Origin of the sequence: Methylobacillus methanolivorans, from assembly GCF_044751345.1 — a bacterium.
GTDB lineage: Bacteria > Pseudomonadota > Gammaproteobacteria > Burkholderiales > Methylophilaceae > Methylobacillus > Methylobacillus methanolivorans.
Genome location: NZ_JBIWXY010000001.1, coordinates 1,792,289 through 1,817,398, shown reverse-complemented (window position 1 = coordinate 1,817,398; position 25,110 = coordinate 1,792,289). Strand labels below are relative to the sequence as shown.

The 25,110-nt window shown below is 50.6% G+C and carries 27 protein-coding genes and 5 tRNA genes; 31 read left to right on the top strand and 1 reads right to left on the bottom strand.

The annotated features are described in order from the left end of the window. Positions 1-2: 2 nt before the first annotated feature. The 12 genes from hisC (at position 3) to tatC (ending at position 7,211) form a co-directional block, all read left to right on the top strand. Positions 3-1,067 carry a histidinol-phosphate transaminase gene (gene hisC, locus ACIKP9_RS08585; protein ID WP_400881444.1) on the top strand — a complete coding sequence of 355 codons (1,065 nt, stop codon included), beginning with the start codon at positions 3-5 and terminating at the stop codon, positions 1,065-1,067. Positions 1,068-1,232: 165 nt separating this feature from the next. Beyond that, positions 1,233-1,898, top strand: a complete 666-nt coding sequence (gene hxlA, locus ACIKP9_RS08580; RefSeq protein ID WP_230348286.1) for a 3-hexulose-6-phosphate synthase — start codon at positions 1,233-1,235, stop codon at positions 1,896-1,898. Positions 1,899-2,029: 131 nt separating this feature from the next. Continuing rightward, on the top strand, positions 2,030-2,617 hold the full coding sequence (gene hisB, locus ACIKP9_RS08575; protein WP_230348094.1) for an imidazoleglycerol-phosphate dehydratase HisB: 588 nt from the start codon (positions 2,030-2,032) through the stop codon (positions 2,615-2,617). A gap of 27 nt (positions 2,618-2,644) precedes the next feature. Next, positions 2,645-3,289 (top strand): imidazole glycerol phosphate synthase subunit HisH, encoded by a 645-nt coding sequence (gene hisH / locus ACIKP9_RS08570; protein WP_400881442.1) that lies wholly within the window; start codon positions 2,645-2,647, stop codon positions 3,287-3,289. 19 nt (positions 3,290-3,308) lie between these two features. Beyond that, complete coding sequence (hisA, locus tag ACIKP9_RS08565) at positions 3,309-4,052, top strand: 1-(5-phosphoribosyl)-5-[(5-phosphoribosylamino)methylideneamino]imidazole-4-carboxamide isomerase (RefSeq protein ID WP_230348092.1); 744 nt, start codon at positions 3,309-3,311, stop codon at positions 4,050-4,052. Further along, positions 4,049-4,807, top strand: a complete 759-nt coding sequence (gene hisF, locus ACIKP9_RS08560; RefSeq protein ID WP_230348091.1) for an imidazole glycerol phosphate synthase subunit HisF — start codon at positions 4,049-4,051, stop codon at positions 4,805-4,807. Before hisA ends, hisF begins: the two co-directional genes overlap by 4 nt. Continuing rightward, positions 4,804-5,196, top strand: a complete 393-nt coding sequence (hisI, locus tag ACIKP9_RS08555; RefSeq protein ID WP_400881439.1) for a phosphoribosyl-AMP cyclohydrolase — start codon at positions 4,804-4,806, stop codon at positions 5,194-5,196. Before hisF ends, hisI begins: the two co-directional genes overlap by 4 nt. After that, positions 5,189-5,509, top strand: a complete 321-nt coding sequence (locus tag ACIKP9_RS08550) for a phosphoribosyl-ATP diphosphatase (protein WP_400881437.1) — start codon at positions 5,189-5,191, stop codon at positions 5,507-5,509. The genes hisI and ACIKP9_RS08550 overlap by 8 nt, the downstream gene beginning before the upstream one ends. A 34-nt stretch (positions 5,510-5,543) precedes the next feature. Further along, positions 5,544-5,882: a histidine triad nucleotide-binding protein gene (locus ACIKP9_RS08545; RefSeq protein ID WP_400881435.1), complete on the top strand. Its 339-nt coding sequence runs from the start codon at positions 5,544-5,546 to the stop codon at positions 5,880-5,882. 16 nt (positions 5,883-5,898) lie between these two features. Then, positions 5,899-6,117: a Sec-independent protein translocase subunit TatA gene (gene tatA, locus ACIKP9_RS08540; protein ID WP_400881433.1), complete on the top strand. Its 219-nt coding sequence runs from the start codon at positions 5,899-5,901 to the stop codon at positions 6,115-6,117. 15 nt (positions 6,118-6,132) lie between these two features. Further along, on the top strand, positions 6,133-6,480 hold the full coding sequence (gene tatB / locus ACIKP9_RS08535; protein WP_400881431.1) for a Sec-independent protein translocase protein TatB: 348 nt from the start codon (positions 6,133-6,135) through the stop codon (positions 6,478-6,480). Then, a complete protein-coding gene (tatC, locus tag ACIKP9_RS08530) occupies positions 6,477-7,211 on the top strand; it encodes a twin-arginine translocase subunit TatC (RefSeq protein WP_400881429.1) in 735 nt (244 codons plus the stop codon). Before tatB ends, tatC begins: the two co-directional genes overlap by 4 nt. A gap of 42 nt (positions 7,212-7,253) precedes the next feature. On the opposite strand, the gene ACIKP9_RS08525 is transcribed toward tatC, so the two are convergent. Beyond that, positions 7,254-8,420, bottom strand: coding sequence for a Do family serine endopeptidase (locus ACIKP9_RS08525; protein WP_400881427.1), 1,167 nt, complete (start codon positions 8,418-8,420; stop codon positions 7,254-7,256). Positions 8,421-8,460: 40 nt separating this feature from the next. Between ACIKP9_RS08525 and ACIKP9_RS08520 the strand changes: the two genes are divergently transcribed. The 19 genes from ACIKP9_RS08520 to rpsG all read left to right on the top strand — a co-directional run bounded on the left by ACIKP9_RS08520 (position 8,461) and on the right by rpsG (position 25,107). Further along, a complete protein-coding gene (locus tag ACIKP9_RS08520; RefSeq protein WP_400881425.1) occupies positions 8,461-9,207 on the top strand; it encodes a Nif3-like dinuclear metal center hexameric protein in 747 nt (248 codons plus the stop codon). A gap of 166 nt (positions 9,208-9,373) precedes the next feature. After that, on the top strand, positions 9,374-9,973 hold the full coding sequence (locus tag ACIKP9_RS08515; protein ID WP_400881423.1) for a glutathione S-transferase N-terminal domain-containing protein: 600 nt from the start codon (positions 9,374-9,376) through the stop codon (positions 9,971-9,973). Positions 9,974-9,981: 8 nt separating this feature from the next. Then, a complete protein-coding gene (locus ACIKP9_RS08510; protein ID WP_400881421.1) occupies positions 9,982-10,401 on the top strand; it encodes a ClpXP protease specificity-enhancing factor in 420 nt (139 codons plus the stop codon). A 14-nt stretch (positions 10,402-10,415) separates the two neighbouring features. Further along, a tRNA-Thr gene (locus tag ACIKP9_RS08505) sits at positions 10,416-10,491 on the top strand. Between the two features lie 60 nt (positions 10,492-10,551). Continuing rightward, positions 10,552-10,636, top strand: a tRNA-Tyr gene (locus tag ACIKP9_RS08500). Positions 10,637-10,678: 42 nt separating this feature from the next. Continuing rightward, a tRNA-Gly gene (locus ACIKP9_RS08495) sits at positions 10,679-10,754 on the top strand. Between the two features lie 24 nt (positions 10,755-10,778). Next, positions 10,779-10,853 (top strand) — tRNA-Thr (locus ACIKP9_RS08490). 61 nt (positions 10,854-10,914) lie between these two features. Beyond that, complete coding sequence (tuf, locus tag ACIKP9_RS08485; protein ID WP_400881408.1) at positions 10,915-12,105, top strand: elongation factor Tu; 1,191 nt, start codon at positions 10,915-10,917, stop codon at positions 12,103-12,105. A 58-nt stretch (positions 12,106-12,163) separates the two neighbouring features. Then, positions 12,164-12,239, top strand: a tRNA-Trp gene (locus ACIKP9_RS08480). Positions 12,240-12,257: 18 nt separating this feature from the next. Beyond that, positions 12,258-12,605: a preprotein translocase subunit SecE gene (gene secE, locus ACIKP9_RS08475; protein ID WP_400881419.1), complete on the top strand. Its 348-nt coding sequence runs from the start codon at positions 12,258-12,260 to the stop codon at positions 12,603-12,605. Beyond that, positions 12,605-13,144 (top strand): transcription termination/antitermination protein NusG, encoded by a 540-nt coding sequence (nusG, locus tag ACIKP9_RS08470; protein WP_230346614.1) that lies wholly within the window; start codon positions 12,605-12,607, stop codon positions 13,142-13,144. The genes secE and nusG overlap by 1 nt, the downstream gene beginning before the upstream one ends. Before the next feature lie 148 nt (positions 13,145-13,292). Next, on the top strand, positions 13,293-13,724 hold the full coding sequence (rplK, locus tag ACIKP9_RS08465; RefSeq protein WP_067267457.1) for a 50S ribosomal protein L11: 432 nt from the start codon (positions 13,293-13,295) through the stop codon (positions 13,722-13,724). Continuing rightward, a complete protein-coding gene (gene rplA, locus ACIKP9_RS08460) occupies positions 13,725-14,417 on the top strand; it encodes a 50S ribosomal protein L1 (protein ID WP_025873088.1) in 693 nt (230 codons plus the stop codon). Positions 14,418-14,651: 234 nt separating this feature from the next. After that, a complete protein-coding gene (rplJ, locus tag ACIKP9_RS08455; protein WP_230346613.1) occupies positions 14,652-15,176 on the top strand; it encodes a 50S ribosomal protein L10 in 525 nt (174 codons plus the stop codon). Between the two features lie 31 nt (positions 15,177-15,207). Continuing rightward, positions 15,208-15,591 carry a 50S ribosomal protein L7/L12 gene (gene rplL / locus ACIKP9_RS08450; RefSeq protein ID WP_230346612.1) on the top strand — a complete coding sequence of 128 codons (384 nt, stop codon included), beginning with the start codon at positions 15,208-15,210 and terminating at the stop codon, positions 15,589-15,591. Positions 15,592-15,713: 122 nt separating this feature from the next. Beyond that, positions 15,714-19,886 carry a DNA-directed RNA polymerase subunit beta gene (gene rpoB, locus ACIKP9_RS08445; RefSeq protein ID WP_400881415.1) on the top strand — a complete coding sequence of 1,391 codons (4,173 nt, stop codon included), beginning with the start codon at positions 15,714-15,716 and terminating at the stop codon, positions 19,884-19,886. Positions 19,887-19,898: 12 nt separating this feature from the next. Continuing rightward, positions 19,899-24,128: a DNA-directed RNA polymerase subunit beta' gene (gene rpoC, locus ACIKP9_RS08440; RefSeq protein ID WP_400881413.1), complete on the top strand. Its 4,230-nt coding sequence runs from the start codon at positions 19,899-19,901 to the stop codon at positions 24,126-24,128. Between the two features lie 94 nt (positions 24,129-24,222). Beyond that, positions 24,223-24,600 carry a 30S ribosomal protein S12 gene (gene rpsL, locus ACIKP9_RS08435; protein ID WP_230346609.1) on the top strand — a complete coding sequence of 126 codons (378 nt, stop codon included), beginning with the start codon at positions 24,223-24,225 and terminating at the stop codon, positions 24,598-24,600. A gap of 36 nt (positions 24,601-24,636) precedes the next feature. After that, positions 24,637-25,107 carry a 30S ribosomal protein S7 gene (rpsG, locus tag ACIKP9_RS08430; RefSeq protein WP_230346608.1) on the top strand — a complete coding sequence of 157 codons (471 nt, stop codon included), beginning with the start codon at positions 24,637-24,639 and terminating at the stop codon, positions 25,105-25,107. The last annotated feature ends 3 nt before the right edge of the window (positions 25,108-25,110 follow it).

Here is a 25,110-nt window from a genome sequence, read left to right as displayed (position 1 = left end):
TCTTGAGCAAGTTCTGGAGCAAGGTTGTTCATGAGCTAACCCCCTATGTCCCGGGGGAGCAGCCTAAACTGGCGAATCTGGTCAAGCTCAATACCAACGAAAATCCCTATGGGCCCAGCCCCAAGGTGTTTGCTGCACTTGAGGCGGAAGTTGGTGATAGTCTGCGCCTCTACCCTGATCCAACGTCAGAGCGCTTGGTGCAAGCGGTGGCGCAGTTTTACGATGTGCCTGCTACCCATGTGTTTGTCGGTAATGGTTCTGACGAGGTGTTAGCGCATACTTTCCAGGCCTTGCTCAAGCATGATGCGCCCATTCTGTTTCCTGATATCACCTACAGCTTTTACCCTGTCTATTGTGGTTTGTATGGCATAGATTACCAAACGGTGGCCTTGGGTGAAGACTTTGAGATCAATATCGCTGATTACCAGCGACCGAACGGCGGCATTATCTTCCCCAATCCGAATGCACCCACTGGCCGAGGTTTGCCACTGGCAGAGATTGAGCGCTTGCTTAACGCTAATACAGAGTCGGTCGTGGTGATCGATGAAGCCTATGTCGATTTTGGCGCAGAGTCTGCGGTTGGCCTGGTGGCGCAGTATCCTAATCTGCTCGTGACCCATACCTTGTCCAAGGCGCGCTCATTAGCAGGCTTGCGTGTTGGTTATGCGATTGGGCAGCCTCACTTGATTGAAGCCCTAATCCGGGTCAAGGATAGTTTCAACTCTTATCCGCTGGATCGTTTTGCCATCAGTGGCGCAGTTGCTGCGATTGAGGATAAGGCCTATTTTGAAGAGACTTGTCGCAAAGTCATGGCGACCAGGGAAGCGTTGATCGCCGACTTGCAGGACTTGGATTTTGTCGTCCTGCCCTCCGCGGCCAATTTCATTTTTGCCCGGCATGGCACGCGTAGTGGAGCAGAGCTGGCTGCTAGTTTGCGGGAACGCAGCATCATCGTACGTCATTTCAGCAAGCCTGCACGTATCAGTGATTTCTTGAGGATTACCATCGGTACTGATATGCAGTCGCAAGCCCTGGTTAATGCATTAAAAGAGATTTTAACCCCTTAAAAACTGGCGCATTTAGCGGGCTATGGCGTTGATTTCCCGATAAATTAAGAGAATAGTGCACCATTACTTCCCTTAATCCGTGGAAAAAATGTATCATAGCGCGGTCAGTACATCATAATTCTGTAATTAAGCGGAGGAAGCATCGTGGCAAAACCATTAGTTCAAATGGCATTAGATTCACTAGATTTCGATCAGACCGTAGCACTTGCTACGACTGTTGCACCACACGTTGATATTCTTGAAATTGGTACACCCTGCATCAAGTACAACGGTATCAAACTGCTGGAAACTCTGCGCGCAAAGTTCCCTAACAACAAGATCCTGGTTGACCTGAAGACTATGGATGCTGGCTTCTACGAAGCTGAGCCATTCTTCAAGGCTGGCGCTGACATCGTTACCGTATTGGGTACTGCTGACATCGGCACTATCAAGGGTGTAATTGATGTAGCTAACAAGTACGGCAAGAAGGCACAGATCGACCTGATCAACGTAGTTGATAAGGCTGCTCGCACCAAGGAAGTTGCTAAGCTGGGCGCGCACATCATTGGCGTTCACACTGGTCTGGACCAACAAGCCGCTGGTCAAACTCCTTTCGCTGACCTGGGTCTGGTATCCGGTCTGAACCTGGGCGTGGATATTTCCGTTGCAGGTGGCGTGAAGGCAACTACTGCTAAGCAAGTGGTTGATGCAGGCGCGACTATCGTTGTTGCTGGTGCTGCTATCTACGGTGCGGCTGATCCAGCTGCTGCTGCTGCTGAAATCAGCGCTGCTGCTAAGGGTACCCAAAGCAGTGGTGGTGTGTTCGGCTGGCTGAAGAAGCTGTTCAGCTAATCAAGCTGTTTGCGGCATATCCAGTAGATATGCCGATATTTAGCTTGTCTGGAACCGTTGCAAGACTGTATCGACTGTTTTGCAACGGTTTTGATTTTATGACTCAATGATTTGTGATGTGAATGACTGCCATGCGTAACGCTGAAGTGAGCCGCAATACTCTAGAAACCAAGATTGCTGTTGCCATCAATCTGGATGGCACCGGTGTATCCAAGCTAAATAGCGGGGTTGGTTTTTTTGATCATATGCTGGATCAAATCGCCCGACATGGCATGATGGATATTAATGTTGAGTGTCAGGGCGACCTGCATATTGACGCTCACCACACCGTTGAGGATGTAGGCATTGCCTTGGGCCAGGCCTTTAGCCGGGCATTAGGCGACAAAAAGGGCATACGCCGTTATGCACATGCGTATGTGCCATTGGATGAAGCTTTATCGCGCGTTGTGCTGGATATTTCCGGGCGTCCAGGGCTGGAGTTCAACGTGGACTTTACCCGTGCTCGCATCGGTGAATTCGATGTTGATTTGGTGCGTGAATTTTTCCAGGGCTTTGTTAATCATGCTGCGATTACGCTGCATATCGACAACCTGCGTGGCAAGAATGCGCACCATCAAGCAGAAACCATTTTCAAGGCTTTTGGCCGTGCTTTGCGCGCTGCGGTTGAACTTGACCCCCGTATGGTGGGTATAATGCCTTCAACCAAAGGCAGTTTATAGACATTTCCGGTTTCCTACCGACTTACCATGACAGATATAGCCGTTGTTGATTATGGCATGGGCAATCTGCGCTCAGTGTCCAAGGCGTTGGAGCACGTTGCGCCCAACCAGACCGTTGTTGTGACCAGTGACCCGGCAGAGATTGCTGCTGCCTCACGTGTGGTTTTTCCTGGCCAAGGTGCCATGCCGGACTGTATGCGTGAGTTGGAGGCACGTGGCTTACGCGAGGCGGTGATGGTTGCCGCAGCAGATAAGCCATTCCTGGGCATCTGCATTGGCTTGCAGCTATTGTTTGAGCATAGCGAAGAGGGAGATGCCTCAGGGTTGGGATTGTTCAAGGGCCAGGTCAAGCGCTTTGCCGCTGCCGACATGCATGATGAGCATGGCGCTAAACTCAAAGTGCCACACATGGGCTGGAACCAAGTGCGTCAAAGCATAGCTCATCCGCTATGGCATGGCATTGAGGATGGCGAGCGCTTTTACTATGTGCACAGCTATTATGTGGCTCCTGAAAATGCCAGTTTGGCTGCGGGATATAGCGAATATCCCAAGCGCTTTACTAGTGCTATTGCCCATGGCAACCTGTTCGCGGTGCAGTTTCATCCGGAAAAGAGCCATCATGCTGGCCTTCAACTTCTTTCAAACTTCGTCCAGTGGGACGGGGTGTTTTAATCGTTAATTCGTCAATATCATGCTGATTATTCCTGCTATCGACCTGAAAGATGGTCATTGTGTTCGTTTAAAACAAGGTTTAATGGAAGATGCCACGGTGTTTTCCGAAGATCCCGGTGCCATGGCCAGACATTGGGTTGACCAAGGCGGCAAGCGATTGCACTTGGTTGACCTGAATGGCGCGTTTGCCGGCAAGCCTGTGAATGAAGATGCCATCAAGGCGATTGTGCAAGCCGTGGGTAACGATATCCCTATCCAGTTGGGTGGCGGTATCCGCGATCTCGAGACCATAGAGCGTTACTTGGATAACGGTATCAGCTATGTGATCGTGGGCACAGCTGCGGTCAAGAGTCCAGGTTTCTTGCATGAAGCCTGTTATGCTTTCCCTGGCCAGATCATGGTCGGGTTAGATGCCAAGGATGGCAAGGTTGCGGTCGATGGTTGGTCCAAGCTGACCGGCCACGACGTCATCGACCTTGCCAAGAAGTTCGAGGATTACGGTGTAGAAGCCGTGGTTTATACCGACATTGGGCGTGATGGCATGCTAACTGGTGTCAATATTGAGGCGACCGTGGCATTAGCCCAAGCGCTGACTATTCCAGTGATCGCCAGTGGCGGTGTCACCAATCTTGATGATGTGCGGCGTCTGGTTGAGGTTGAGAGTGAGGGTGTAATGGGTGCGATTACAGGTCGTGCTATTTACGAAGGCACTTTGAATTTTACCGAGGCCCAAGCGCTCGCGGATGAATTGAGTCAGGCATGAGCTTAGCCAAGCGCATCATTCCTTGCCTGGATGTCACCAATGGCCGCGTGGTCAAGGGGGTGAATTTCCTGGAACTGCGTGATGCTGGCGATCCCGTGGAGATTGCGCGCCGGTATGATGAGCAGGGCGCGGATGAATTGACTTTTCTGGATATTACCGCCAGTTCTGACAATCGTGGACTAATTCTTGGCATCATCGAGCAAGTCGCTTCGCAAGTATTTATTCCATTGACGGTGGGCGGTGGTGTGCGGGCGGTGGAAGATGTCCGTCGATTGCTCAATGCTGGTGCGGATAAAGTCAGCATTAATACTGCCGCAGTGACAAATCCTCAATTGGTGGCAGATGCTGCCAGTCGATTCGGTTCGCAGTGCATAGTCGTGGCTATTGATGCCAAGCAGGTTGGAGACCATTGGGAGATATTTACCCACGGTGGGCGCAATCCCACTGGTCTGAATGCGGTAGATTGGGCGCGCAAGATGGTAGAGCTGGGTGCTGGCGAGTTGCTAGTGACCAGCATGGATCGTGACGGTACTAAAATGGGTTTCAATCTCCCGCTGAATCGGGCAATCAGTGAGGCTGTGGATGTGCCCATTATTGCTTCCGGTGGTGTGGGGAACCTAGTGCACCTGGTTGAAGGCGTGAAAGAAGGTGGGGCAGATGCGGTGCTGGCTGCCAGTATTTTTCATTATGGCGAATATACCGTGCGTCAAGCCAAGGAATATATGCGAGAGCATGGGATCGAGGTGCGCTTATGAGCATGCAATGGCTGGAGCATGTTAAATGGACCGAAGATGGTCTGGTGCCTGTGATTGCTCAGGAAGTCGGGACCAACAAGGTATTAATGTTTGCCTGGATGAATCGCGAAGCATTGCGCCTCACTGCTGAAACCCAGCAAGCTGTTTATTGGTCACGTTCGCGAGGCAGGCTCTGGCATAAAGGCGAGGAATCTGGTCATGTGCAGAAAGTGCATGAAATCAGATTGGATTGCGATGAAGATGTCATCCTGATTCAAGTGGAGCAGGTGGGTGGTATCGCTTGCCATACCGGGCGCCATAATTGTTTTTTCCAGAAGTTGGAACAGGAACATTGGATTGTTGACCAAGCGGTTATCAAGAATCCAGAGGATATTTATCACCATGAGTGACGTGCTAGATAGATTAGCTGAGTTGCTGGAACAGCGCAAAAGTGCAGATCCGCAGTCATCTTATGTCGCCAAGCTATATGCAAAAGGCCTGGATGCTATCTTGAAAAAGGTAGGCGAAGAAGCGGCTGAGACGATTATTGCTGCCAAAGATGGCGATGCGGATCAGATCATTTATGAAACGGCTGATCTCTGGTTTCATAGCCTCGTTATGTTGGCCCATGCAGGCTTAGGTCCTCAGGATGTGCTGAAAGAGCTGGCTAGGCGCGAAGGCTTGTCTGGGCTTGAAGAGAAGGCCTCTCGTCCGGTAGAGTGAGAAATAAGCGTTTTGTATTGGAGTGGAATATCAGATGAGTGCTGATTGTATTTTTTGTAAGATAGTGACGAATGATATTCCTTCCAATAAGTTCTACGAGGATGATGAAGTCATTGCTTTTCACGACATTCGTCCTATTGCCCCCGTGCATTTTCTGATCGTGCCGAAAGTCCACGTGGAGAGCTTGGCTAGCTGCGATGCTTTGCACCAGGTCTTACTTGGCAAGATAATGTTGCTAGCCCCCAAGCTTGCTGCGCAGTTGGGCTTGAAGGGCTTTCGTACCATGATCAATACTGGTCGCGAAGGTGGGCAAGAAGTCTTTCATTTGCATATTCACGTATTTGGTGGTGGCGACACCTTGCCAAAAGTTTGACATTAGGAGACTGGCGATGGGTTCATTCAGCATTTGGCATTGGTTGATCGTGCTTGCGATCGTGGTTCTGATTTTTGGCACCAAGCGTTTACGTAATTTAGGTAGCGATGTCGGTGGTGCGGTCAAGGGCTTCAAGGAAGCAGTCAATCAAGGTAAATCTGGCAATGCTGCGCTTGATGATGATGCCAAGGGGCAGACAGTAGACAACGATATCAGACACAAGGAAAAGCAGTAGCATTCCGAGTCGCCTGTGTTCGATATTGCTTTTTCAGAACTGGTGGTGATCGGGATCGTGGCACTTGTGGTCATTGGTCCGGAAAAACTCCCCAAGGTTGCCCGCACAGTAGGTCTACTGTTAGGGCGGGTGCAGCGTTATGTCAATAACGTCAAGTCGGATATCAGTCGGGAATTACGCTTTGAAGAGTTGCAGCGATTGCAGTCTGATATGCGCGATGCCGAGTCTGCCTTGAAGCAGGTGGGAACTGATATAGAGCAGGAGGTGCAGCAAATGGCCTCTTCTGCCCAAGATAGCCTAGAGTCTCAAGTCCATGATCATCCTGTGGAGGATGGTCCAAAAAATCGCGGCATACCAGATTGAATAATCCCTCTGATACTTTCGTCTCGCACCTGATTGAGTTGCGTGATCGTCTGCTGCGCATCATGATCGGGATCGTCCTGATTACACTGGTGCTGTTCCCATTTGCTAACGATATTTATCATTTCCTGGCGCAGCCTCTGCTACAAAGCCTGCCTGTGGGTGGGCAGATGATTGCCACGGATGTGACAACACCATTCTTTGTACCGATGAAAGTCGTCCTGCTAGCAGCTTTCATGATTTCGTTGCCGCATACCTTGTACCAGATATGGGCATTTGTCGCCCCCGGTCTCTATACTCATGAGCGACGCTTGATTGGGCCGCTGGTGTTTGCGAGTACCCTGCTATTCTTGCTTGGTATGGCGTTTGCCTATTTCCTGGTTTTTCCTGTCGTGTTCGGTTTTATTACACATACAGCTCCAGAGGGAGTGGCTGTCATGACGGACATAGGGAAATACCTAGATTTTGCCATTACCTTATTTATTGCTTTTGGTTTGGCGTTTGAGGTGCCGGTGGCTGTAGTGTTGTTAGTGAGTGCTGGCATTGTGAGTGTCGCTTCACTGCGCGAGGCGCGCTCTTACGTCATCGTTGGCGCATTTGTCCTGGGGGCGATTTTTACCCCGCCTGACGTGATTTCCCAGGTAATGCTGGCCGTGCCTTTATGGTTGCTATATGAGGTGGGGATTCTAGTTGCAAGCCTGATACAGAGAAAAAGTCGGCAACAACTGCATTAAGTTGTTGCCTCCGGGCTGGATCCTTGACGCTAGACTGATGAGCTATTCCCGGTTACGTGCCAGTTGCGGTGTGGGGCGTTTGCCTATCATGATCGGTAATGTAAGTTCGTTTTCATTGCGGGCGAGCTTGATCATTACCTTTTTCTCCGGTTTGAGATTGGAGATCACATTCAGCATGGTCGAGCTGTCGATGACTTCTCTGCCATCAATTTCAAGCAAGATATCCCCGGGCCGTAATCCCGCCTTGTCCGCAGGTCCGCCGCGTACAACGCCAGCTACCAGAGACCCTCGTACTTGCTTCAAGTGAAAGGACTCGGCCAGCTCCGGTGTGATGTCTTGTGCTTCTATACCAATCCAGCCACGAGTGACACTACCCTGGCGGATAATTTGCTCCATGACTTGCTTGACTAGACTCACAGGGATAGCAAACCCTATACCCATGGAGCCGCCACTACGTGAGTAGATTGCGCTATTGATACCGACCAAATTGCCTTCGGTATCAATGAGTGCGCCACCGGAATTGCCAGGGTTGATCGGGGCATCGGTCTGAATAAAGTTCTCAAAGGTGTTAATTCCGAGATGACTGCGACCAAGTGCGCTAATAATGCCCTGAGTAACGGTTTGTCCAACACCGAAAGGATTGCCAATCGCCAATACAACATCTCCTACACTGAGATTGCTTGGTTGGGCAAAAGTAATTGCAGGCAGGTTGCGGACATTGATTTTCAGGACAGCAAGGTCGGTTTCAGGGTCTGTGCCGACGATGCGTGCGGGAAAGGTCCTGCCATCCGGTAAGGCAACTTCGATTTCATCTGCAGATTCAATCACGTGGTGATTGGTCAGGATTAGCCCTTGACTGTTGACAATGACGCCGGAACCTAGACTATTTTCGCGTTGGCTTTGTTGTTCGTCCATTTGATCACCGAAAAAGTGGCGAAACAAAGGATCATCCATGAATGGGTTAGCGGAGGGTTGATTCGCTTTTTTTGAGGTGAAGATATTGACTACGCTAGGCATTGCTGCTTGTGCCGCATGGCGATAAGAGCCTGGTTGTGTGTGGTTGTCTTCAGCTTGAGAAGGCGCTTCTTTGATTGAGGTCGCTGATTTTTCATTCAGGGGCAGAAGTTGTGGGTAGAACAATTGCACTACGAAAAGAGCAGCGAGACTGATAGTGACGGTCTGTGCAAAAATAAGCCAGAGTTTGCGCATGTTGATGTCGACGTTGCGAATCTAAATGTTGGAGATGTCAATGAAATTGAAAGAGCTGGTTAATTATACCGGACAATTTCTTGAGGTAGAGCGCTTCAAGGATTATTGTCCGAACGGATTACAGGTGCAAGGTTGTGATGAAGTCAGGAAGCTGGTATCCGGAGTGACGGCCAGTATGGCTTTGCTTGAGGCTGCAAAATCGGCCGGTGCTGATGCTGTCTTGGTTCATCATGGATATTTCTGGCGTAACGAATCCCCTGTGGTAACGGGTGTTAAACATGCGCGATTGAAGTTCTTGCTGCAGCATGACATGAGTTTGCTGGCATATCACTTACCGTTGGATGCTCATCGGGAGCTGGGTAATAACGCCAGGCTGGCACAAATCATGAATGTTGCAATAGAAGGTTGGACGGGTGAGCAAGGCCTGATCGCGTATGGTTCATTAATGAAGGAAAGTACATTGGCTGAGTTTGCCGATGTGCTGGCGGTAAAGTTGCAACGCACGCCACAGATATTTGGTGAGCCTCAGAGGAAAATACGGCGTATTGCCTGGTGTAGTGGTGGGGCGCAAGGCTATTTTGAGGCTGCTATCGCGCTGGGTGTTGATGTATATATCAGTGGGGAAGTATCCGAGCAGGTGTTTCATTTGGCGCAGGAAACTGGCGTGGCCTACATTGCAGCGGGGCATCATACTACCGAACGCTATGGTGTGGAGATGTTGGGGCGGCATCTGGCAGAGAAATTTGCCTTGGAATATGAGTTTATTGATATAGAAAATCCAATATAACCCAATGATTATTAAGTTTAAATTTAACTAATTGTTTCATTTTTGTTGGGATTTCTGTAGAATTCTGCCCTTGCTTGACTGGGCGCGTTGCGTTTGGTCATGGCCTTTCTACTATCCGATGGGTTTCACATTGCCTGTCGGGCATTCTTCAAGTGAGATATGAATTATGATGACCTTGTATTCCGGTACTACCTGTCCTTATAGCCATCGTTGCCGCATCGTGTTGTTCGAAAAGGGCATGGATTTTCAGGTGATTGATGTGGATATGGCGAACAAGCCGGAAGACTTGGCGGTCATCAATCCGCACAACACCGTGCCTGTATTGGTTGAGCGTGATTTGGTGCTTGAACAAGCCAATATCATCAATGAATATATTGATGAGCGTTTCCCTCATCCGCAACTGATGCCGGCTGACCCTGTAATGCGTGCCCGTGCCCGTTTGTTCTTGCATAACTTTGAAGAGCAACTCTTTAGCCATATTGCAGATATTGAATCGGGAAATGTTAAGGCGGCAGATAAGGCGCGTGCGACGATTCGGGATAATCTGACCCAGATCGTGCCGCTGTTTAGTCGTCAGGAATATATTTTGGGGGATGAGTTTTCTATGCTGGATGTTGCCATTGCACCGTTGCTCTGGCGATTGGGGCATTATGGTATCGAGCTTCCAAAGCAAGCAGCCCCTTTACTAAAATACGCAGAACGTATATTCTCTCGCCCGGCTTACATTGAAGCAATGACACCTTCTGAAAAAGCAATGCGCAAGTAGGTGGGGAAATGAGTGAAATTACCTCAACCAAACCATATATGGTGCGCGCTATTCATGAGTGGTGTACGGATAATGGTTTGACTCCGCACTTGTTGGTTGCTGTCAATTCGCAAACTGTAGTGCCCATGGCTTACGTAAGAGATGGGCAAATTGTGCTAAATATTAATTACAGTGCTACAAAAGGTTTGCATATTGGCGCTGATGCTGTTACATTCTCAGCCCGTTTCAACGGTGCATCGAATGAGTTGTATGTGCCGATGAATGCGGTGCGAGGAATATTTGCTCGCGAGAATAATCAGGGTATGTTTTTTGATGTGGATTCGCCTGAGGATCCGGACGAAAAAAATACTCAAGGTGCTGACGGTGGGGTGGTTGCCTCTTCTGATGTGCCAGTGGTCAAAAAGCCATCGTTAAGGGTGGTGAAGTAACAGGTTTTAGTTGTGCCGGATTAGCTCAGTTGGTAGAGCAGCGCACTTGTAATGCGAAGGTCGTCAGTTCGATTCCGACATCCGGCACCATTTCTTTCAAAATGCGTTTGACACTAAGTCAAAATATACGCATAATCCCGGGTTCTGTTTGGAGGGGTGGCCGAGTGGTTAAAGGCGACGGACTGTAAATCCGTTCTCTCAGAGTACGAAGGTTCGAATCCTTCCCCCTCCACCAGCATAGAATTTGGGGCCAGGGCATAGATTTCTGGTTAGATGTGCGGGTGTAGCTCAGTTGGTAGAGCACTTGCCTTCCAAGCAAGATGTCGCGAGTTCGAACCTCGTCGCCCGCTCCAATTCAAAATCAGAATTTAAGAATTGCCCATGTGGCTCAGTGGTAGAGCACTCCCTTGGTAAGGGAGAGGTCGCGGGTCCGATTCCCGCCATGGGCACCATTTGGTGCTTGGATATTAAACGCACTCATTAACTTGATAAAGTCGGTTAAAGGAAACGGAAATGGCAAAAGGTAAATTTGAGCGGACGAAGCCGCACGTCAACGTAGGCACGATTGGTCACGTTGACCATGGTAAGACAACATTGACGGCAGCGATCACCACTGTATTGACCAAGAAATTTGGTGGTGAAGCCAAAGACTACTCCCAGATCGACAACGCGCCAGAAGAAAAGGCACGTGGCATCACCATCAACACCTCACACGTAGAATACGAAACAGAAACTCGTCACTACGCCCACGTTGACTGCCCAGGCCACGCCGACTACGTCAAGAACATGATTACCGGTGCAGCCCAAATGGACGGCGCCATCCTGGTAGTGTCTGCTGCTGACGGCCCAATGCCACAAACACGTGAACACATCCTGCTGGCTCGCCAAGTTGGCGTACCTTACATCATCGTCTTCCTGAACAAGGCTGACATGGTAGATGACGCAGAACTGCTCGAGCTCGTAGAAATGGAAGTGCGTGAGCTCCTCTCCAAGTACGACTTCCCAGGCGATGACACTCCTATCGTTAAGGGTTCTGCTAAGCTTGCGCTGGAAGGCGACCAATCGGATATCGGCGAACCTGCTATCTTCCGCCTGGCTGAAGCACTTGACAGCTACATCCCAACACCAGAGCGCGCTGTTGACGGCACCTTCCTGATGCCAGTTGAAGACGTATTCTCCATCTCCGGTCGTGGTACCGTGGTGACTGGTCGTGTAGAGCGCGGCATCGTCAAGGTTGGTGATGAAATCGAAATCGTTGGCCTGAAGCCAACCCTCAAGACCACCTGTACTGGTGTTGAAATGTTCCGCAAACTGCTTGACCAAGGTCAAGCGGGAGACAACGTTGGTGTACTGCTGCGTGGTACCAAGCGTGAAGAAGTTGAGCGTGGTCAAGTGTTGTCGAAGTCTGGTTCTATCAAGCCACACACCAAGTTCACTGCTGAAATCTACGTATTGGGTAAAGATGAAGGTGGTCGTCACACTCCATTCTTCAACGGCTACCGTCCACAATTCTACTTCCGTACCACTGACGTAACAGGTGCAGTAGAACTGCCAGCAGGTACCGAAATGGTGATGCCAGGCGACAACGTCTCCATCACTGTTGCCCTGATCGCACCAATCGCGATGGAAGAAGGTCTGCGCTTCGCGATTCGTGAAGGTGGTCGTACCGTCGGTGCCGGCGTTGTGGCTAAAATCGTAGAGTAATATCTCCTCGGGTCGTGTACTTAATATAAGTATGCGACCTTTGTTGGTAAAGCGTTACAGGCCAGTAGCTCAATTGGCAGAGTATCGGTCTCCAAAACCGAGGGTTGGGGGTTCGAGGCCCTCCTGGCCTGCCATTATATTAAGTGCAAAATATGACCGAGAAGATTAAGCTGGTAATTTCCCTGCTGCTGGTTGCTGCTGGGGTTGCCGGCTTTTATTTGTTGGCTGATCAGGCGTTGGTGGTGCGTATTCTGGCCTTTTTGGCGGGGATTATTGTTGCACTGCTTGTGCTGAAAACAACCTCGACTGGGCAGGGTGCGTTTGCGTTTGCGCGTGAGGCCGTAGTTGAAACACGTAAGGTTGTCTGGCCGACCCGTAAGGAAACAATACAGACTACTGCTGCAGTGTTTGGGTTAGTGATTGTAATGGCCATTTTCCTCTGGATGGTTGATGTTGGCTTCATGTGGGCTGTGAAGCAGTTGATGGGGAGGGGCGCTTGATGAGTAATATGCGATGGTATGCCGTGCAGGCTTTCTCTGGATTTGAGAAGTCAGTCAAAAAAGGTTTGGAAGAGCGTATTGCCCGTTCTGATGTGGGTGATTTGTTCGGCGATATTCTGGTGCCTGTTGAGGAAGTCGTTGAAATGAAAAACGGCGTCAAGAGTATTACCGAGCGTAAGCTGTATCCAGGCTATGTGCTGGTTCAGATGCAGATGAGTGATGAGAGTTGGCACTTGGTGAAGAGTACGCCTCGCGTGACTGCATTTATCGGTGGTACTGCGCAAAAGCCAACCCCAATTAAGGATAAGGAAGTTGAAATCATCCTGCAGCGTATGGATGAGAGTAAGAGCAATCCTACACAGAAGATGACCTTTGATAAGGGTGAATCTGTGCGTGTGATTGATGGCCCGTTCAAGGATTTCTCTGGCAGTGTTGAGGATATCAACTATGAAAAGAGCAAGCTGCGTGTGTCGGTAGTCATCTTTGGTCGTGCGACACCTGTAGAGCTGGATTTCAGCCAGGTGGAAAAGGAAGTTTAAGAATTTTGAGCTGTGTCTTGCCTTGATGGCAAGATGCGGCTTTTTGCACTCCAGAGTTTTGGAGTGTTTGGCGTGGTGCTTTGCATCACATCGATGTGGATGGGGAGCTTGTGTGAGCAAGCGTTATTACCCAAATTAGGAGTTTAAGATGGCAAAGAAAGTTATCGGCTATATCAAGCTGCAGATTCCTGCAGGTAAAGCCAATCCAAGTCCCCCAGTTGGTCCTGCATTGGGTCAGCGTGGTCTGAATATTATGGAGTTCTGTAAGGCATTTAATGCAGCAACTCAAAGCCTGGAACCAGGTTTGCCTATTCCTGTCGTGATCACTGCGTTTGCGGATAAGAGCTTCACCTTCGTGATGAAGACTCCTCCAGCTACCATTCTGATCAAGAAGGCAGCCAAGATCGACAAGGGTTCCCCGCGTCCTCATACAGACAAGGTTGGCAAGATCACTCGTGCTCAAGCCGAAGAGATTGCCAAGACCAAGGCCCCTGATTTGACAGCGGCTGATCTGGACGCTGCAGTACGCACCATCGCTGGTAGCGCACGCAGTATGGGTATTGAAGTGGAGGGTGTGTAAATGGCTAACGTTTCTAAGCGTATCGAGGCCTTGCGCGCCAAGGTTGATCGTAACAAGGTATATCCAGTGGCTGAAGCCCTGACTTTGGTCAAGGAAACAGCAACTGCTAAGTTTGACGAGTCTGTAGACGCTGTTATTAATCTGGGTATTGATGCACGTAAGTCTGACCAATTGGTGCGTGGTGCGCTGGTGTTGCCACATGGTACAGGCAAGACCAAGCGTATCGCCGTGTTCGCACAGGGTGCTGCTGCTGAAGCTGCCAAGGCTGCTGGTGCTGATATCGTTGGTTTTGAAGATCTGGCTGAGCAGGTTAAGGGCGGTATGCTGGACTTTGACGTTGCAATTGCAACGCCAGATGCGATGCGTATCGTTGGTACCCTTGGTCAAGTGTTGGGCCCGCGTGGTCTGATGCCTAACCCTAAGGTTGGTACTGTGACTCCAGACGTGACTACCGCAGTCAAGAATGCTAAGGCTGGTCAAGTCCAATACCGTACCGACAAGGGTGGTATCGTACATTGCACTATCGGTCGTGCTTCCTTCGGTGTAGATGCACTGAAAGAAAACCTGGCTGCTCTGGTTGATGCATTGAACAAGGCAAAGCCTGCTTCTTCCAAGGGTGTTTACCTGAAGAAGGTTTCCGTTTCCAGCACCATGGGTGCCGGTGTGCGTGTAGACCAGTCAAACCTGGCTTAATAAATTTGGTGCCAACTTCGAAGTTGGCACCGCAAAGAACTTTGGGCCCATGGCGTGAGCCATGGGGTTATCAAAGACCGTAGGAGCCATCGCTGGCTTAATGGCGGCAAAATTCTAGCCAAGTCCTACGCAGATGGCGTTACCCGGAACAGGATTTTTATTCCTGATGAAAGGTCGCCGTGGGAAGGTGTTTGTGGCTTGCTACAAATGCTTAATTAACGGAAGGAGAAGACCTTGAGTCTTAATCTTGAGCAGAAAAAGGCAGTAGTTGCTGAGGTTAGCGAGCAAGTCGCTCAGGCTCAGGCAATTGTTCTTGCTGAGTATCGTGGCATCGAAGTGGGCGACATGACCAAGTTGCGCGCCGAAGCTAGAAAATCTGGTGTTTACCTGCGTGTTCTGAAGAACACGCTGGTTCGTCGCGCTGTCGACGGCACACAGTTTTCTGGTCTGGCAAACGACATGGTTGGCCCATTGGTATTCGGTATTTCTACCGATCCAGTTGCTGCGGCAAAGGTATTGAACAATTTTGCCAAAGCCAATGACAAGTTCGTTATCAAGGCTGGTGCTCTGCCAGGCAAGGTTCTGGATGCTAAGGCTGTACAAGCCCTGGCTACCCTGCCAAGCCGCGAAGAGTTGCTGGCCAAGTTGCTCGGCACGATGCAAGCGCCTGTTGCACAGTTTGTACGTACACTCAACGAAGTGCCTACAAAGTTTGCACGTGGTCTTGCTGCAGTGCGCGATCAAAAGCAAGCAGCCTAATCAATATTATATTTATCAGGAGTATTAACAAATGGCATTATCCAAAGCAGAAATTCTTGACGCTATTGCGTCCCTGACCGTTCTCGAACTGTCCGAACTGATCAAGGATCTGGAAGAGAAGTTTGGCGTATCCGCAGCTGCAGCTGCTGTTGCAGTAGCTGCTCCTGCAGCTGGCGGCGACGCTGGTGCTGGCGCTGCTGAAAAGACTGAGTTTGACGTTATCCTGGCTTCTGCTGGCGACAACAAAGTGAACGTCATTAAGGCAGTTCGCGAACTGACTTCCCTGGGCCTAAAGGAAGCTAAGGACCTGGTTGACGCTGCTCCTAAGGCAGTTAAGGAAGGCGTTTCCAAGGCTGATGCTGAAGCTGCTGCTAAGAAGCTGGAAGAAGCTGGCGCTAAGGCTGAAATCAAGTAATACCGCTGTAAATCATGGTGGATGGGCTGACAGGAAACTGTCAGCCTTCACCATTTTAAGAAGTTAGAAGACAGCAGTCCCTCTGGGCTGCTGTCTTCTGCCCTCTATCCTCAGGAGATGCTATGAGCTATTCCTTTACCGAAAAGAAACGTCTGCGTAAAAGTTTCGCCAAGCGTGAAAGCGTGCAGGAGGTTCCTTACCTGCTCGCCATGCAATTGGAATCCTACGCTGCATTTTTGCAAGCTGAAGCCCATGCTGACAAGCGTTCTGACGCGGGTCTTCAAGCAGCATTCAGTTCGGTTTTCCCAATCGTCAGCCATTCCGGCAATGCACGACTGGATTTTGTTAGTTATAACCTCGGCCAAGAGCCTTTTGATGTCAAGGAATGTCAGCAGCGTGGCTTGACCTATGCTGCGCCTTTGCGCGTCAAGGTGCGCTTGACCATCATGGATAAAGAGGCTTCCAAACCTACTGTCAAAGAGGTGAAGGAGCAAGAAGTGTACATGGGTGAATTGCCACTCATGACGGAAAACGGCTCTTTTGTGATCAACGGTACCGAACGTGTCATCGTGTCACAATTGCATCGTAGCCCTGGTGTGTTCTTTGAGCATGACCGCGGCAAGACGCACAGCTCGGGCAAGCTGTTGTTCTCTGCACGTATCATCCCTTACCGTGGTTCTTGGCTCGATTTCGAATTCGACCCTAAGGATTACCTGTATTTCCGAGTTGACCGTCGCCGCAAGATGCCGGTGACCATTCTCTTGAAGGCGCTTGGTTTCTCACCAGAGCAAATTCTGGAAACATTCTACGACTTCGATACTTTTCATATCGCGAAGAAGGGCGTGCAGTTTGAACTGGTGCCTGAGCGTTTGCGTGGTGAGGTAGCGAAGTTCGATATCCTTGATAAGGATGGCAAGGTCATCGTTGCCAAGGATAAGCGCATTACCGTCAAGCACATCCGTGACATGGAAAAGGCTGGTATCAGCAAGATTACCGTACCGGAAGAGTTCTTGCTTGGTCGCTCCTTGGCCGCTGGTATTGTAGACAAGTCCACTGGCGAAGTTGTGGCTAATGCGAATGATGAAGTGACTGAGTCCATGCTGGACAAGCTGCGCGAAGCAGAAGTTAGCAAGATCAGCACCTTGTATGCCAATGATCTTGATCATGGCGACTACATCTCGCAAACATTGCGTATTGATGAAATCCCTGACGAGTACAGTGCTCGCGTTGCCATCTACCGCATGATGCGCCCTGGTGAGCCTCCAACTGAAGAGGCTGTGCAGGCTTTGTTTGAGGGCTTGTTCTTCAATGAAGATCGTTACGACTTGTCTTCTGTTGGTCGCATGAAGTTCAATCGCCGCGCCTTCCCTGAGAAGATTGAAGAGCGTACCGCTGCTTGGTTGCGCCGCTTCTATGAGAAGGTCGGTCCGCAAGGTGCCGAGGGTGCTGGCATCCTAGCTAACGACGATATCCTGGCTGTGATCGCTGTCTTGATCGAACTGCGCAATGGTCGCGGTGAGATTGATGACATTGACCACTTGGGTAACCGTCGTATCCGTTCAGTTGGTGAGTTGGCTGAGAACCAGTTCCGTGCTGGCCTGGTGCGTGTTGAGCGTGCTGTAAAGGAGCGTTTGTCTCAGGCTGAGTCCGATAATCTGATGCCGCATGATTTGATTAATGCGAAGCCAGTGTCGAGTGCTATTCGTGAGTTCTTCGGTTCTTCACAGTTGTCCCAGTTTATGGACCAAACCAACCCATTGTCTGAAATCACGCACAAGCGTCGTGTTTCTGCCTTGGGCCCTGGCGGTTTGACCCGTGAACGCGCTGGCTTTGAAGTGCGTGACGTGCATTCCACTCACTATGGTCGTGTTTGCCCAATTGAAACACCTGAAGGTCCAAACATTGGTCTGATCAACTCATTGGCGCTGTATTCTCGCACCAATCAGTATGGTTTCCTGGAAACACCTTACCGTCGTGTAGATAGCAACAAGGTCTCGGCAACGATTGATTACTTGTCCGCGATTGAAGAAAGCCAGTACATGATCGCCCAGGCGAACTCAGAACTGGACAAAGATGGCAAGTTCAAGGAAGACCTGGTTTCTGCGCGTTACCATAACGAATTCACCATGGCACAGCCTGACCGTGTTCAATACATGGACGTGGCGCCTGGCCAGATCGTTTCCGTGGCGGCATCCCTGATTCCGTTCCTCGAACACGATGATGCGAACCGTGCCTTGATGGGTGCCAACATGCAACGTCAAGCTGTGCCATGTTTGCGTGCTGAGAAGGCCGTGGTTGGTACTGGCATTGAACGTACTGTTGCGGTTGACTCCGGTACTGTCGTTACAGCGCGTCGTGGTGGTGTGGTTGACTATGTTGACTCCAGCCGTATCGTGGTGCGTGTGCATGACGAAGAAGCTGCTGCTGGCGAAGTCGGTGTTGATATCTACAACCTGATCAAGTACACACGTTCCAATCAGAACACCAATATCAACCAGCGTCCGTTGGTGAATGTCGGTGACGTATTGGCGCGTGGTGACGTGATCGCCGATGGTGCTTCCACCGATATGGGTGAGTTGGCGCTGGGCCAGAACATGCTGGTCGCCTTTATGCCATGGAACGGTTACAACTTTGAGGATTCGATCCTGATTTCAGAGCGTGTAGTGGCCGATGACCGCTATACCTCCATCCATATCGAGGAATTGTCCGTTGTTGCCCGCGACACCAAGCTGGGCGCGGAAGAAATCACACGCGATATTTCCAATCTGTCTGAGCGTATGCTCGGTCGTCTGGATGATTCCGGCATTATTTACATTGGTGCTGAAGTCGAAGCCGGTGATGTGTTGGTTGGTAAGGTGACACCTAAGGGTGAAACCCAGCTGACTCCTGAAGAGAAGTTGCTGCGTGCAATCTTCGGTGAAAAGGCATCCGATGTGAAGGATACATCTCTGCGCGTACCTTCTGGCATGTCCGGTACCGTGATCGATGTGCAAGTGTTCACTCGCGAAGGTATTGAGCGCGATGCGCGTGCACAGCAGATCATTGATGATCAGTTGGCCGACTACAAGCAAGACTTGGCTGACCAGATGCGTATCGTGGAAGACGACGCGTTTGGCCGTATCCGCCGCCTGATCGAAGGCAAGGTTGCGACCGGTGGTCCACAAAAGCTGAAAAAGGGCGAAACCGTTAATGCTGAGTATCTGGATGGTTTGGCACGCTACGATTGGTTTGACATTCGTCTGAGCGATGAAGATGTTGCACGTCAACTCGAACAATTGCGTGACAGCTTGTCCCAGGCACGTATCGAGTTCGATAGCAAATTCGAAGAGAAGAAGCGCAAGCTTACCCAGGGTGATGAATTACCTCCTGGCGTACAGAAGATGGTCAAGGTTTACCTTGCTGTTAAGCGTCGTATCCAGCCTGGTGACAAGATGGCGGGCCGTCACGGTAACAAGGGTGTGGTTTCCAAGATCGTGCCGATCGAAGATATGCCGCACATGGCCGACGGTACACCTATGGATATCGTGCTGAACCCGTTGGGCGTTCCTTCACGGATGAATATTGGTCAGATTCTCGAAGTGCACTTGGGCTGGGCTGCCAAGGGTCTTGGTATCCGTATCGGCAATATGTTGCAGGCGCAAGCCAAGACCGCCGAGTTGCGTAGCTTCTTTGAACAGATCTACAACAAGAGCAGCGGCAAGTCTGAAGATATTGCTTCCTTGAGCGATGTGGAAGTCTTGGATCTGGCACGTAACCTCAAAAATGGTGTGCCATTTGCAACGCCTGTATTCGATGGTGCTGCTGAGTCCGATATCAAGGCAATGCTTGACTTGGCATTCCCTGATGAAGATCCACGTACACAGCAATTGCAGTTTGCTTCCGGCAAGACGCAAGTGACCTTGTTTGATGGTCGCACTGGCGATGCTTTCGAGCGTCCTGTGACTGTAGGTTATATGCACGTGCTCAAGCTGCATCACTTGGTTGATGACAAGATGCATGCTCGTTCTACAGGTCCTTACTCGCTTGTGACCCAGCAGCCGTTGGGTGGTAAAGCGCAGTTCGGTGGCCAGCGTTTCGGTGAAATGGAAGTGTGGGCACTGGAAGCTTACGGTGCATCCTATACCTTGCAGGAAATGCTGACAGTGAAGTCTGATGACGTGTCTGGCCGTACCAAGGTATACGAAAACATTGTCAAGGGTGAGCACAAGATTGACGCTGGTATGCCAGAGTCCTTCAACGTGTTGGTGAAGGAAATTCGCTCGCTCGCCATCGATATTGATCTTGACCGCAACTAAGGAGAAACGCGCGTGAAAGCTCTATTAGATTTATTCAAGCAGGTCACTCAGGAAGAAGAGTTTGACGCGATCAAGATCGCGTTGGCTTCTCCTGAAAAGATTCGCTCCTGGTCTTACGGTGAGGTCAAGAAGCCTGAGACCATTAACTATCGTACCTTCAAGCCAGAGCGTGACGGCTTGTTCTGCGCCAAGATTTTTGGCCCGATCAAAGACTACGAGTGCTTGTGCGGCAAGTACAAGCGCCTCAAGCACCGTGGCGTGATCTGTGAAAAGTGCGGCGTTGAAGTGACCTTGTCCAAGGTGCGTCGCGAGCGTATGGCCCACATCGAGTTGGCCAGCCCGGTTGCGCACATCTGGTTCTTGAAGTCCTTGCCTAGCCGCTTGGGTATGGTGCTGGATATCGCGTTGCGTGATATCGAGCGCGTGCTGTACTTTGAAGCATATATCGTCATTGATCCAGGTATGACGCCACTGACTCGTGGTCAGCTGTTGACTGAAGATGATTACCTGGCCAAGGTCGAAGAGTACGGCGACGAATTCAATGCCGTGATGGGTGCAGAAGCAGTGCGCGAGTTGTTACGCACGATGGATGTACATACTGAAATCGAGAAGCTGCGCCGTGAACTCGGTGAAACTGGTTCCGAAGCCAAGATTAAGAAAATCGCCAAGCGCCTGAAGGTGCTGGAAGCATTCCAGAAGTCCGGCATCAAGCCAGAGTGGATGATCCTAGAAGTATTGCCGGTCTTGCCTCCAGAGTTGCGTCCGTTGGTACCGTTGGATGGTGGTCGTTTTGCGACTTCCGACTTGAACGATCTCTATCGTCGTGTGATCAACCGTAACAACCGTCTGAAGCGTTTGTTGGAACTGAAGGCACCTGAAATCATCGTGCGCAACGAAAAGCGTATGTTGCAGGAAGCTGTAGATTCACTGCTGGATAACGGTCGTCGCGGCAAGGTCATGACTGGCGCTAACAAGCGTCCGCTCAAGTCGCTGGCTGACATGATTAAGGGTAAGGGCGGTCGTTTCCGTCAGAACCTGTTGGGTAAGCGTGTGGACTACTCCGGTCGTTCTGTGATCGTGGTGGGTCCTCAGCTCAAGCTGCATCAGTGCGGCTTGCCAAAGAAAATGGCACTGGAACTGTTCAAGCCTTTCATTTTCCATAAGCTGGAAGTATTGGGCCTGGCTACGACCATCAAGGCTGCCAAGAAAAAAGTTGAAGAGGAAGGTCCAGAAGTCTGGGATATCCTGGAAGACGTGATTCGCGAGCATCCAGTATTGCTCAACCGTGCACCTACTTTGCACCGTCTGGGTATTCAGGCGTTTGAGCCGACACTGGTTGAAGGTAAGGCGATCCAGCTGCACCCATTAGTATGTGCTGCGTTTAACGCCGACTTTGACGGCGACCAGATGGCGGTACACGTACCATTGAGCCTGGAAGCGCAAATGGAAGCCCGCACCTTGATGCTGGCCTCCAATAACGTATTGTCTCCAGCTAACGGCGAGCCAATTATCGTGCCATCCCAGGATATCGTCTTGGGTCTGTACTACATGACACGTGAGAAGAAGGCTGCTCGCGGTGAAGGCATGCGTTTTGCCAATATTGCCGAAGTGCAACGTGCCTATGACAATCGCCTGATTGATCTGCACGCACGTATTACTGTTCGTCTGCGTGAGTTCGATGTTGAGCTGGATGGTCAGAAGCGTGAAAAGATTACGCGTTATGAAACGACTGTTGGTCGTGCATTGCTGTCAGAAATTTTGCCAGCTGGCCTGCCATTTAGTGTTATCGATAAGGCGCTGAAGAAGAAGGAAATCTCTCGTCTGATCAATGCGAGCTTCCGCCGCGTTGGCATTCGCGAGACTGTGATTTTTGCCGATAAGTTGATGTACACCGGTTACACCTACGCGACACGCGCTGGTATCTCCATCAGTATTAACGATATGTTGGTACCGCCAGAGAAGGAGCAATTGATTGCTTCTGCCGAAGCCGAAGTCAAGGAAATCGAAGACCAATACGTTTCTGGTCTGGTGACTCAGGGTGAGCGTTACAACAAGGTTGTTGATATCTGGGGTCGTGCCGGTGACAAGGTTGCGGATGCGATGATGAAGCAACTGCGTGAAGAAACTGTGCTGGATGCCGATGGCGCAATCGCCAAGGATGCAGATGGCAAGGACATCAAGCAGGAATCCTTCAATGCCATTTACATGATGGCTGACTCTGGTGCGCGGGGTTCCGCTGCTCAGGTGCGTCAGCTGGCTGGTATGCGCGGCCTGATGGCTAAGCCTGATGGTTCTATCATTGAAACGCCGATTACCGCGAACTTCCGTGATGGTCTGAACGTGTTGCAATACTTTATTTCAACACACGGTGCACGTAAGGGTCTGGCAGATACCGCCTTGAAGACCGCTAACTCTGGTTACCTGACTCGTCGTCTGGTAGACGTGACGCAGGACTTGGTGGTGACTGAGCATGATTGCGGCACGACAGAAGGTCTGTACACCAAGGCACTGGTCAAGGGCGGTGAAGTGGTTGAGCCTTTGCATGATCGTATCTTGGGTCGTGTCGCTGCGTTGGATGTGCTTCATCCTGAAACACAGGATGTGGTGTATCCGGCTGGCACCCTCTTGACCGAAGATGAAGTTGAGCAAATTGATGCTTTGGGCATTGATGAAGTCAAGGTGCGTACTGCGCTGACTTGCGATACTCGTTATGGTATTTGCGCCAAGTGCTATGGTCGTGACTTGGGTCGCGGCAAACTCATCAACATGGGTGAGGCTGTTGGCGTGATTGCGGCTCAGTCCATTGGGGAGCCTGGTACACAGCTGACCATGCGTACCTTCCACATCGGTGGTGCGGTATCGCGTGCAGCCTCTGTTAGCCAAGTGGAAAGCAAGTCCAACGGTATTGTGCATTTCACATCGACCATGCGTTATGTGACCAATGCGCGTAACGAGCAAGTGGTGATTTCCCGTAACGGTGAAGCCATCATCCAGGATGAAAATGGTCGTGAGCGTGAGCGTCACAAGGTGCCTTACGGTGCTACCTTGCAGATTACTGATGGCAAGCAAGTTAAGGCTGGTCAGGCTCTGGCTACCTGGGATCCGCATACTCGCCCGATTATTACCGAGTACGCAGGTCGAGTGAAGTTCGAGAACGTGGAAGAAGGTGTCACTGTTGCTAAGCAGGTAGACGAAGTCACTGGCTTGTCCTCCTTGGTGGTAATTGATCCTAAGCAACGTGCTGGCCAATCCAAGGGCTTGCGCCCACAAGTGAAATTGCTCGATGCCAATGGCGTCGAAGTCAAGGTTGCCGGTGGTGAAGCACCTGTCAGCGTGACCTTCCAGCTCGGTTGTATCATTACCGTGAAGGATGGTCAGGAAGTGGGTGTTGGTGAAGTGCTGGCGCGTATTCCGCAAGAGTCTTCCAAGACCCGTGACATTACCGGTGGTCTGCCACGTGTGGCTGAGTTGTTTGAAGCACGTTCACCTAAGGATGCTGGCTTGCTGGCAGAGGTGACAGGTACGATTTCCTTCGGTAAGGATACCAAGGGTAAACAGCGTCTGGTGATTACAGATCTTGACGGCGTTTCCAATGAGTTCCTGATTCCTAAGGATAAGCACGTGACCGCGCATGATGGTCAAGTGGTGACCAAGGGCGAGAGCATTGTCGACGGTCCAGCAGATCCGCAAGACATTCTGCGTTTGCAAGGTCGCGAAGCATTGGCTCGCTACATCATTGATGAAGTCCAAGACGTTTACCGTTTGCAAGGCGTGAAGATCAACGACAAGCACATTGAAGTGATTGTTCGTCAGATGCTGCGTCGTGTACGGATTACCGATGCTGGTGATACCAGCTTCATCTTGGGTGAGCAGGTTGAGCGTGCGGACGTGTTGACTGAAAATGAACGTGTATTGGCAGTGGATGGCCGTCCAGCCAGCTTTGAATATGTATTGCTGGGTATTACCAAGGCCTCTCTGTCTACAGACTCCTTCATCTCTGCTGCGTCGTTCCAGGAAACAACGCGTGTGCTTACCGAAGCTGCGATCCTGGGCAAGCGCGACGAGTTGCGTGGTCTGAAAGAGAACGTCATTGTGGGTCGATTGATTCCTGCTGGAACCGGTCTTGCCTATCATGAAACACGTAAACGTAATGTTGCAGGTGTAGATTCAGCGCCTGCCATCATTGAAGATGCAGGAGATGTGCAAGTCGAAGAAACCTCTGGAAATCCTGAGGTTGCTTGACAACACATTGAACGCTAAATAAAATGCTAAGTTTTCCGGGATGGCGTTTGCCATCCCGTAATTTTTAGCGGTTAAAATATAAAGGCTAAAGGTTATGCCAACCATCAATCAATTAGTGCGCAAGCCGCGCCAAAAAGTAGTTGCCAAGAGCAAGGTGCCAGCACTTGAGAGCTGCCCACAAAAGCGTGGTGTATGTACTCGTGTTTACACCACAACCCCTAAGAAACCTAACTCCGCTTTGCGGAAGGTTGCCAAAGTGCGCCTGACCAATGGCTATGAAGTCATTAGCTATATCGGCGGTGAAGGCCACAACTTGCAGGAGCACTCTGTTGTGCTGTTGCGCGGCGGTCGTGTAAAGGACTTGCCAGGTGTGCGTTATCACATGGTGCGCGGTAGTCTGGATACTGCTGGTGTTAAAGACCGTAAGCAATCCCGCTCCAAGTACGGTGCTAAGCGCCCTAAGGCTGCTTAATTACAGCGGCCAAAAGTTTAAGGAATCGAGAAAGCCATGCCAAGACGTAGAGAAGTTCCCAAGCGTAACATCCTGCCTGATCCTAAGTTCGGTAGTCAGGAAGTTTCAAAGTTCGTTAATGTGCTGATGACCGGTGGCAAGAAGTCGGTTGCAGAGCGTATTCTGTACGGCGCATTTGATCAAATCACACAAAAGAGCGGCAAGGAAGCGCTGGAGGTGTTTACTCTGGCTATCGGCAATTTGCGTCCGGTTGTGGAAGTGAAGAGCCGTCGTGTTGGTGGTGCTAACTACCAAGTGCCTGTTGAAGTTCGTCCCGCTCGTCGCAATGCGCTGGCAATGCGCTGGTTGCGTGACGCGGCTCGTAAGCGTGGTGAGAAGTCCATGGGCTTGCGCTTGGCTGCGGAGTTGCTCGAAGCCTCTGAGGGGCGTGGTGCTGCTATCAAGAAGCGTGAAGAAGTTCACCGTATGGCAGAAGCCAATAAGGCATTCTCGCATTTCCGTTTCTAAACT

Bases quoted from the DNA above. Each gene is read 5' to 3' on its own strand.
- hxlA (WP_230348286.1), top strand. From the start codon at position 1,233: ATGGCATTAGATTCACTAGATTTCGATCAGACCGTAGCACTTGCTACG.
- hisB (WP_230348094.1), top strand. From the start codon at position 2,030: ATGCGTAACGCTGAAGTGAGCCGCAATACTCTAGAAACCAAGATTGCT.
- hisH (WP_400881442.1), top strand. From the start codon at position 2,645: ATGACAGATATAGCCGTTGTTGATTATGGCATGGGCAATCTGCGCTCA.
- hisA (WP_230348092.1), top strand. From the start codon at position 3,309: ATGCTGATTATTCCTGCTATCGACCTGAAAGATGGTCATTGTGTTCGT.
- hisF (WP_230348091.1), top strand. From the start codon at position 4,049: ATGAGCTTAGCCAAGCGCATCATTCCTTGCCTGGATGTCACCAATGGC.
- hisI (WP_400881439.1), top strand. From the start codon at position 4,804: ATGAGCATGCAATGGCTGGAGCATGTTAAATGGACCGAAGATGGTCTG.
- ACIKP9_RS08550 (WP_400881437.1), top strand. From the start codon at position 5,189: ATGAGTGACGTGCTAGATAGATTAGCTGAGTTGCTGGAACAGCGCAAA.
- ACIKP9_RS08545 (WP_400881435.1), top strand. From the start codon at position 5,544: ATGAGTGCTGATTGTATTTTTTGTAAGATAGTGACGAATGATATTCCT.
- tatA (WP_400881433.1), top strand. From the start codon at position 5,899: ATGGGTTCATTCAGCATTTGGCATTGGTTGATCGTGCTTGCGATCGTG.
- ACIKP9_RS08525 (WP_400881427.1), bottom strand. From the start codon at position 8,420: ATGCGCAAACTCTGGCTTATTTTTGCACAGACCGTCACTATCAGTCTC.
- ACIKP9_RS08520 (WP_400881425.1), top strand. From the start codon at position 8,461: ATGAAATTGAAAGAGCTGGTTAATTATACCGGACAATTTCTTGAGGTA.
- ACIKP9_RS08515 (WP_400881423.1), top strand. From the start codon at position 9,374: ATGATGACCTTGTATTCCGGTACTACCTGTCCTTATAGCCATCGTTGC.
- ACIKP9_RS08510 (WP_400881421.1), top strand. From the start codon at position 9,982: ATGAGTGAAATTACCTCAACCAAACCATATATGGTGCGCGCTATTCAT.
- tuf (WP_400881408.1), top strand. From the start codon at position 10,915: ATGGCAAAAGGTAAATTTGAGCGGACGAAGCCGCACGTCAACGTAGGC.
- secE (WP_400881419.1), top strand. From the start codon at position 12,258: ATGACCGAGAAGATTAAGCTGGTAATTTCCCTGCTGCTGGTTGCTGCT.
- nusG (WP_230346614.1), top strand. From the start codon at position 12,605: ATGAGTAATATGCGATGGTATGCCGTGCAGGCTTTCTCTGGATTTGAG.
- rplK (WP_067267457.1), top strand. From the start codon at position 13,293: ATGGCAAAGAAAGTTATCGGCTATATCAAGCTGCAGATTCCTGCAGGT.
- rplA (WP_025873088.1), top strand. From the start codon at position 13,725: ATGGCTAACGTTTCTAAGCGTATCGAGGCCTTGCGCGCCAAGGTTGAT.
- rplL (WP_230346612.1), top strand. From the start codon at position 15,208: ATGGCATTATCCAAAGCAGAAATTCTTGACGCTATTGCGTCCCTGACC.
- rpoB (WP_400881415.1), top strand. From the start codon at position 15,714: ATGAGCTATTCCTTTACCGAAAAGAAACGTCTGCGTAAAAGTTTCGCC.
- rpsL (WP_230346609.1), top strand. From the start codon at position 24,223: ATGCCAACCATCAATCAATTAGTGCGCAAGCCGCGCCAAAAAGTAGTT.
- rpsG (WP_230346608.1), top strand. From the start codon at position 24,637: ATGCCAAGACGTAGAGAAGTTCCCAAGCGTAACATCCTGCCTGATCCT.